The following is an 8066-nucleotide window of genomic DNA, read 5'->3' on the forward strand; positions in this document are numbered from 1 at the left end:
CAGCCGTTCAAAAAACGGCAACTCGGTCCGCCCGAGCGCGCGTTGCAGTGCCTGTCCGGGTTCGGTCAGGGGCGTGTTGAAGTCATGAAAGGGGGTGTTTTCTTGGAGATGACAGAGCGCGTTGGCTGCGGGTATGAACCATCGCCACTGGGGATGAATTAACGAAAAATTTGCCCGCGAACGGAAGCAAGACTGCACCCGGACATCGCTTGGCAAGCCTCAGGTAGAGATGCGGCAGTCTGCCAACGGGCGCAAGGTGATTGGTCTGCAGAGTTGCCTTATCCAGTCTTCCCCCGGTCAGCGCCAAACGCATTCACCAACTAAGCAAACGCGGACCGCTTATGGCTCCAATCAGCACCGCCAGCAGGATGCCGATAAGATACCAGGTGGCTACGAACGACATTCCGGTTTCCGGACAGTGCAACGCGTAGAGCGTTGCCGCGATGCCGCCCGATGCGAGTCCGATGGCACCGCCCGTCAGCCTGAGCCGGGTTGGCGCAGAGCGCCGTCCGGCGATGATCAGTGCAATGGCAGGGGCGATGGATAGCGCAACTATCGCGAATGGACATGCGACGGCCGTTCTGCCCAGCCACAGTGCCGCCAGTTCGGTGTCCGAAACTGCTGCAGCTTCCTTGAACACCGCAGCGACAATGACTGCGAGCGGGATGGCAACGAGCCCGAGACGGCGCGGCGCGGGATGCTCGGGTCTGAACAGTGCCAGCAGGCCGGCCAACCCGGCAACTGCAAATCCGGCCCCAAAGCCAAGCTTTATCCAAAAGCCCGAGGTCGCGCTCGCTGCAGCGATGTCAGGCCGGAGGCCCCACGCGAGGACGAGGACTAGTGTGATCGCCGCCCCGAGCAGCGCCGCGTTTGCGACCCGGCGCGGCAGCATGAGCGGCGGCTTGCGCCGGTGTTGCTCGACCAAGCTGTCGACCAGAAGATCGAAGTCCGTCACTTGCGCAGCATCCGCTTGGCGAGCGCCTTCAATCCGCGATGCACCGAGATCTTGATATCGGACGGAGACAGCCCCTCGCGTGCGGCGGTCTCCGCGACACTGAGCTGCTCGATTCTGATCGCTCGCACAGCGGCTGCCTGTTTGTCCGGAAGTTTCGCCAATTGCGCGTCGACATCCAGCCGGGCCCGTATCGCATCACTGAAATCATGCTCGTCGGCAAGCTCGCCGATCTCGTCAAGGGCGATGTGCCTGCGGGTTCGGCGGAACTGATCGATCATCTTGTAGCGCGCAATTGCATAGACCCAAGGAGCGAAGGGCTTTCCAGGATCGTACGTTTCGCCGCGCTCGTGCACCGCAATCAGCGTCATCTGCACCAGATCGTCAATATCGGCATCGTTTACACCCTTCCTCGCAAAATAGCGTCGCAGCACTGGTAGCAACGCGGTGAGCAGGGCGCGGTGCGCACGCGCATCGCCTGCCAGGCTTGCCTGCATCAGCGATTGCAGCGCTGCTTCGTCCGATGCCACTCGAAGCGTCCTTCGTATCCGGTTGCAGTTTAGTTACGCATGCGAAGTGTAACTGCGCGCCGCTCCTCTGCGAAGCACTAGGCAGATCAACGCCTTTTGAACAGATCGGAGCGCGCGCGAGATGATCCGGGCAGTCAGGAAGACCTTCTGCTTCGGTGCAGGCCAAGGTTTCGCGCGCGCGTCGCCAATCGATGTCCGGCTCGCCGATCGCCATGCCTCTGCGCTTGCGATGCTGGTCCCGCTGCTCGGCTGCGGCGAGGAAGCGGCGGCCATTGCGTTCGATGGCCTGGCCGCAAGCGACGGTGATCCGGCGGCAGCCGCAGCGCTGAAGGCCATCGCCGAGGAAGAGCGCATCCATGACCGCCTGCTGCATGGCCTTGCCGAGAGGCTGCCGCCCACTACGGCGACGGCATTGCGCCGCGAGGCGCGCCGCTTTCACATCGATCTGGGACGCGGTTCGACGCTGACGCATCTTGCGCGGATTGCTGCCATCGATGCCGGCGTCTGCACGATCCTGAGCCGGTTGCTGCGGCCCGGTTCTCCGGTCGCTGGCGATCAGGCCGTAGCGGGCATGCTCGCACGCATCCGGCTGGACGAGACGCGGCATGTCCGGCTCAGCCGGTCGCTTGTGCTGATGCGCGCCGATGGCCGGCAGTTCGAGGATGTCGCCCATGCAGCGCGCGAAGCGCTCGCGAATGTCATCATGCTCGCTGCTGATGCGTTCGAGGATCTTGTTGTCGATCCGGCGCGGCTGCGGGCCGACCTTGGTTCACTGCCGCAGGGCCTGCTCCGCTCATGAGTACATCGCCCTGGCTTTCGAACGGTCGGATCAGCGTACTCGGCAGCGGCCATGCGCTTCCAGGACCTGCAATGGCGACCGGCGATCTGATTGCCATGATGCAGCAGCGGTTCGGCTTTTCCCGGACCCGCGAGGCGGCGGCGATCGGGCGACGGCTTGGGATTGAGAACCGCCATCTGTGCCGCGATTTCACCACCCGGGACGAAGCACCCCGCAGCGGCGATTCCAATTCGGCGCTTGCGGCACGGGCGGTGCGCGCTGCGCTCGCAGAGGCCGGGCTGCAGCCGCATGATCTTGCCTACCTGATCGGCCATACCACCTCGCCTGACCAGCCCTTGCCCGCCAATGTCGCCATGGTGGCTGATCGGCTTGGATATCTGGGTCCGCATGTCGAGCTGCGACAGGCCTGCACGGGCTTTGCCAACGCGTTGATGATTGCGTTCGGGCTGGTCGCCACGGGCTCCGGTCCGGTCGCGATCGTCGGTTCGGAGACGGGATCGCTGTTCTTCGATCCGGCTTCACTCGATGCCGAGGCGGACCAGATCGTCAACATGGTGCAGATGGGCGATGGCGCGGGTGCGGTGATCGTAGGCGCCTTCGAAGCGTGCCGTCCCTCCATCGATGCGGCGTGGTTCGGCGCGCTTGGCCACGGGCGGGCGTCGGGCATCTCGCGTCAGCACCGCATGCAGCGCTTCGATCATGACTTTGCGGCCATCCGCGGCGAAGGGCACCGGCTGTTCGACGCCGGACGTGATGCCGCCGCCGCGCAGGGTTTTCCAATAGAGGCCGCCCACCATGTGATCCCGCATCAGGTCAGCGGGCGGATCGGCATGCTCGCCGCCGCGCATTTCGCGCTGCCGCAGGAGCGGGTGTTCGTGCAGGCCGACCGGATCGGCAACACCGGGTCGGCGGCGATCTGGATCGCGTTCGACACGCTCAGGGCCCAGGCGGCGCCGGGCGAGGACATTGTCGTTCTCGGCGCGGAAGCCAGCAAGCATATGTATGGCGGCTTTGCGTATGGCCATGGCCGTGAATGAGCCGCTGGTCGAGGTCAGCGGTCTGGCGAAGGCGTTTGGCGGCCGCGAAGTCGTGTGTGATGTGACGATCCGCGTTGGTGCCGGCGATCTGCTTGGTCTCGTCGGTGCGAATGGCGGCGGCAAGACGAAGACGCTCCGGATGGGCGCGGCTGCTGCGCACGCGCATCGCGTTGACGCTGCTGCTGGTAGTGCCGCTGGTCCAGATCGTCCTGTTCGGCACCGCGATCCGGCCTGATGCTGCCGTCGCCGTGGCCATCTCCGCACCAACTGCAAGCGATGCCGAAACTGTGGCCATGGAATTGCGCAAACTGCGCAACATTATGATTGTCGCAACCGGCAAACCCGGAACGGCCGAGGCGCTGGTGAAGCGCGGCGGTGCCGTCATCGGGATCGAGGTGCCCGAGGCCCGGTCCTTCGCCAATCCGCTCGCCAAGGGCGGGCCGCTGCGCATCGTGGTCGATGAAAGCAATGCGGCGCTCGCATCGGCTGCGACCGCACGGATCGAGGCTGCGTACTGGCGCACCGTTGCGGAGCGCGGCGATCTCGCCGGGCAGGGGTTGACGACCACGCGGCTCTACAATCCGGATTCGCGCACCGACTGGAACTTCCTGCCGGGCCTGATCGGGGTGACGGTGATGATCGCGATGATCATGCTCGGATCGCTGAGCCTCGCGCGGGAACGCGAAGGCAGCACCTGGGAGGCTTTGCTGATCCTGCCACTGGGGCGCGGCGAAGTGCTGCTCGGCAAGCTGCTGCCCCATGTCGCGATCGGCAGCATGCAGGGTCTCGCGGTCATGGCGGTGGGGGTCTGGCTGTTCGATCTGCCGGTGCGCGGCAATGCTACTGCGCTTGCGGCACTCCTGCCGCTGTTTGCCGCGGCACACTTCGTGCTGGGTTATGCCATTGCCGCGCGAGCCCGCACCCAACTCGCCGCGCTGCAGGGTGCGGTGGCGTTCTACCTGCCCGCGATGCTTCTTTCGGGGTTTCTCTATCCCTTCGCCACGCTGCCGGGCTGGGCGCAGGCCAAGGGCCGTCCCATTCTGGTCGAGGTCAAGGCGTGGTGGTGCCCTGTCTGCTCCTCGCAGGGGCGGACCATCATGGCGACCACGGCCGCGCCACAGTACAACAACCTGCTTATCCTCTCGATCAACTACGACAAGCAGAAGGCCGAGTGGAAGGCGCTCGGCGCGCAAAAGCAATCGACCCTGATCGGTTACAACGGTGCGCGCGAAGTGGGCCGCGTTGTTTACACGACCGACAAGGCGGCCATCAACGGCCTGCTCACCAAAACGATCGGCTGAGCCATGGCCGACGTGCTGAGCCCGGTGCTTGCCTATGCGGCGGGCGCGCTGACGATCCTTTCGCCTTGCGTCCTGCCGCTCGGCCCTATCGTACTCGGCAGCGCCGCCCAGGCTCATCCGCGCGGGCCGCTCGCCTTGGCTGGCGGGCTGGTCACCTCGTTCACGCTGACCGGGTTTCTGCTCGCAACCATTGGCGCGGCATCGGGCTTCGATGGCGATTGGGTCCGCCTGACGGGTGCCGCTTTGCTGATCGCCGCCGGGGTGGCGCTCGTGGTCCCCGCCGCGTGAGGCCTGCTGACCCGCGCGGCCACCCCGCTCGCCGATTGGGCCAATGCGCGAAAAGCCGGTATGGAGCGCTATGGCCTTGCCGGGCAGGCCTCGATCGGTGTTCTGCTTGACCTCGTCTGGAGCCCCTGCGTCGGCCCGACGCTCGGCGCGGCCACGGTGCTTGCCGCACAAGGAGAGAACCTCACGATGGTGGTGCTGACCATGGCGGCATTCGGCCTAGGCATTGCCAGTATACTTCTCGTTCTGGCCTTCGCCACCCGCTCACTGCTCGCACAGTGGCGCGGCCGGTTGCTGAGCGCGGGCGGTACGGGCAAACGCGTGCTTGGCGGATTGCTGATGGTTGTCGGCGTGCTGATCATGAGTGGCGGCGACAAGTTGGTCAAAGGCGTGCTCGTCTCGGCCTCGCCTGACTGGCTGGTGGATCTGACAACGTCGATCTGATGAGCGGCGGGTAGCGCTGGGTGCACCTAACATGGCCAACCAGCAATTCCGAAGTTCAAAAGCGCGCTCGCACGGCAATTCTCGTTTGAACATCGACCTGTTCGGCGCGCAGACCAATCCGCGCCCGCGCAGGCCGATCACTCCACACGGCCTGAACTTCGGTGACTAGTTCGGTAGCGCCTGCCAGCGGCTTGGCCCAAGCCCCGGTTGCCGCTGCGCCCCGCTCGCGATTGTTTTCCAGATCGAGCAATGATCGGTCGTCCACCTTGAAAAGGTCGATCCGGCCGGTCAGCGAGCCGGTGCGCAGCGGCTTGGAAATGAGCACGTAACCTGAGCTAAAAGACACATCGGTAACCGCCCGCCTTGCCGGATCGAGGCCCATTATTGAATTGCCTACCATGACTTGGGCAAGGATGGTCGTGTCGCCAGATGTTCTAAGACTGGCCCCGACCGTCGCGAAGCGCGTCTGCCATGCGTATTGGCCGTTGCGCAATGCAGTGGGATCGCCCCTGTTAGCATAGACCATCCCACTCAGGCTCAGGGCGTCTGACATGGCCACTTCGACCCTGCCGTAGCCGCCAATGCGTCGATCAACCTCGACTACAGGCCGGGTCCGTACTGCCTGCTCGAAGAAGACGGGCGTAACCGGCGGAAGGGGCAGCGTCTGGCCAGCGGTCGCGCGAATATCGTGCAGGGCCCACCCGCGGAATGTGAGCAAGGCGCCCGCCGTATCGTTGGCACCGAATGCCGCGACGGTCATGTTGACCGGCCGCTCGGCAATCGCAGTGTGCACCGTGAGTTCGGCGCCGAGCACCTTCACCTCTTCGGCGATCCAACTGCCGATCGCGGAAGGTGTGAGCGTATAGTGGGTGGTCCACTCGGCACCATCGTGTTCAAGCGACGCTGGCGGAAAGAACAGGCCTGCCCGCGCCGAAACACCGATCGATGCTCCTGGATCACGCCGCAGACGAACATACGCTTCATCGAGGCCCACTACCCCGCGGACCGACGATTGCAGCGCCAGCGAGATATGGGAGGCCACCCGATCCGTCATGTCAGGCCGCCAAGCGACGATGGCATCAGCGGCGAATTCAGCGCCGCGATGTTCCAGCTTGCCCGATCCCCCGCTGGTCCACGCTGCATTTTCCGATGCGAGGACTGGCCCCGCAACCACCACGCCAGAGACCGTCGATCGATCAAACAGATCCCGCGCCCCGGCCGAAGGGCATGGCCATATGACCAAAACCACAACCAGACCGGAGAGCGCGTGCCTCATGCTACCTAGATACAAAAATGTGCTTAATTCGCGGTATTGGCCACAGCAAGGTTTTGACACAGCGAGGTGCCGCCCCGCTTGGACTATACACCCACGTCGCAAGGGGCCCCTATTTGCTCCTGTAGCAAGGTCGGAGCTGGAGCACACCGCCGAGCTGGGGCCAAGATTCAAGAGATGATGGGAGCACTGAATCCAGCATGATCGCGCATTTGTTCAACAAGGCAAAGGACGGTACGGCAATGGCAGGATCGTATGCTTGTCGCATGGGTGAGGCGCGATGACTGTGCCGACTTCTTGGGCTGGAATCGGCGAAGCGGACGCCCGCGACGACATCGCGGAAATCTACGCTGACATCCGGGCGACATCCGGCCTGCCGGCGATCAACCTGGTTTACCGGAACATGGCGGCGATTCCCGGCGCGCTCAGTCACGTTTGGCACGTCCTTAGGCCGCTATATGCATCTGGTGCCGTGCACGACTTCGACCGCGAAATCCGCCAGCATGTTCCTTTGCCCAACTTGCCGCCTGTCTTCCCGTATGCAGTGGAAGCCGCACGGCTTACGGAAACGGATCGACGTGAGATTGCCGACATCCTCAACTTCTACACAGCAGCAAATGCCATGAACCTTTTGGCCTTGTCGGTGCTGCTTGGGGCGTTCGATGAAGGAAACGGAGCCTCGAACTCGTCACTGAGACATCTCGCTTCGCGGTCGCAGGAACGGCTCAATCCAATCCGCCCGCTCCCTCCGATGGATGCCCTAACCCATCATCACCGACAGGATTGGGATCGTGCGGTTGAAGGCACCCGGGCGAGCGGCCCAGCTGTCACGCCACCGAAGAATATCGGTTTTGCGGATGGCATCGATGCGCAAGTGCCCAAAGGTTGCGGGCAAGCCTTTCAAGACGCGGGATCGGTTGCTCTTGCGGGTCGAGGGCTTCCAATGTCGGGAATAGTCGGCCCAGAAGCGCGGGGCATAATCGGAGAACAGCATTCCGCCGCCGCCCTTGGCCTTTGCCTTCGGTGCGCCGGGCAGCCCGTCAAGCGCAGCCTTAGCGAGCTGTGCGCGTGCCAAAGCTCTCGCCTTCTCCGCGCGCATTTCAGGAGGTCTGCCGAGGGTTACTCGCTTCTGCTTGCCGCGCTGGCGGAACTGGACGAACCAGCACTTCGCGCCGCTGGCAAACACCCGCAAGCCGAACCCCGGCATCTCGGTATCCCACCAGAAGAACTCCTGCCCGACAACCTTGCGGCGGGCGATGTTCCCATCGAGCCTGACCTTCTGGCTTGTACTCTTGCCCCCTCGCCACCGAGTCGATCCAGCGTTCCTGACCGCCTCTGACGTTACCACATGGCCATTCGTTGACATCGATCTTGCTCCTTCATAGAAGGAACAAATTCACGCTATCCCAATGGTTTATTTTCCATTGCTGCGACGCTGTCGCGTA

Annotated in this window: 10 protein-coding genes; 6 read left to right on the plus strand and 4 right to left on the minus strand. The window is 63.8% G+C overall.

Features of this window, described 5'->3' with window-relative positions; translation table 11 throughout:
* Positions 1–313 precede the first annotated feature (313 nt).
* Complete coding sequence (locus K5Q19_RS18920; protein WP_292948432.1) at positions 314–955, minus strand: DUF1109 domain-containing protein; 642 nt, start codon at positions 953–955, stop codon at positions 314–316.
* Positions 952–1482, minus strand: a complete 531-nt coding sequence (locus K5Q19_RS18925) for a sigma-70 family RNA polymerase sigma factor (RefSeq protein WP_292948433.1) — start codon at positions 1480–1482, stop codon at positions 952–954. The genes K5Q19_RS18920 and K5Q19_RS18925 overlap by 4 nt, the downstream gene beginning before the upstream one ends.
* A 121-nt stretch (positions 1483–1603) precedes the next feature.
* On the opposite strand from K5Q19_RS18925, the gene K5Q19_RS18930 reads away from it, so the two are divergent.
* From K5Q19_RS18930 to K5Q19_RS18955, 6 genes are read left to right on the plus strand one after another with little or no spacing between them, the layout of a single operon-like run.
* Positions 1604–2281, plus strand: coding sequence for a 3-oxoacyl-ACP synthase (locus K5Q19_RS18930; RefSeq protein ID WP_292948434.1), 678 nt, complete (start codon positions 1604–1606; stop codon positions 2279–2281).
* Positions 2278–3318 (plus strand): 3-oxoacyl-[acyl-carrier-protein] synthase III C-terminal domain-containing protein, encoded by a 1041-nt coding sequence (locus tag K5Q19_RS18935; protein WP_292948435.1) that lies wholly within the window; start codon positions 2278–2280, stop codon positions 3316–3318. The genes K5Q19_RS18930 and K5Q19_RS18935 overlap by 4 nt, the downstream gene beginning before the upstream one ends.
* Positions 3305–3553, plus strand: a complete 249-nt coding sequence (locus K5Q19_RS18940) for a hypothetical protein (protein ID WP_292948436.1) — start codon at positions 3305–3307, stop codon at positions 3551–3553. The genes K5Q19_RS18935 and K5Q19_RS18940 overlap by 14 nt, the downstream gene beginning before the upstream one ends.
* Positions 3489–4619, plus strand: a complete 1131-nt coding sequence (locus K5Q19_RS18945; RefSeq protein ID WP_292948437.1) for an ABC transporter permease — start codon at positions 3489–3491, stop codon at positions 4617–4619. The genes K5Q19_RS18940 and K5Q19_RS18945 overlap by 65 nt, the downstream gene beginning before the upstream one ends.
* A gap of 3 nt (positions 4620–4622) precedes the next feature.
* Complete coding sequence (locus tag K5Q19_RS18950; RefSeq protein WP_292948438.1) at positions 4623–4907, plus strand: hypothetical protein; 285 nt, start codon at positions 4623–4625, stop codon at positions 4905–4907.
* A 60-nt stretch (positions 4908–4967) separates the two neighbouring features.
* Positions 4968–5348, plus strand: a complete 381-nt coding sequence (locus tag K5Q19_RS18955) for a cytochrome c biogenesis protein CcdA (protein ID WP_292948439.1) — start codon at positions 4968–4970, stop codon at positions 5346–5348.
* Positions 5349–5403: 55 nt separating this feature from the next.
* On the opposite strand, the gene K5Q19_RS18960 is transcribed toward K5Q19_RS18955, so the two are convergent.
* Positions 5404–6624, minus strand: a complete 1221-nt coding sequence (locus tag K5Q19_RS18960) for a hypothetical protein (protein ID WP_292948440.1) — start codon at positions 6622–6624, stop codon at positions 5404–5406.
* A 757-nt stretch (positions 6625–7381) separates the two neighbouring features.
* Positions 7382–7987, minus strand: coding sequence for an integrase arm-type DNA-binding domain-containing protein (locus K5Q19_RS21980; RefSeq protein WP_365760234.1), 606 nt, complete (start codon positions 7985–7987; stop codon positions 7382–7384).
* Positions 7988–8066: the final 79 nt, after the last annotated feature.

Source organism: Novosphingobium sp. (assembly GCF_019748365.1).
GTDB lineage: Bacteria > Pseudomonadota > Alphaproteobacteria > Sphingomonadales > Sphingomonadaceae > Novosphingobium.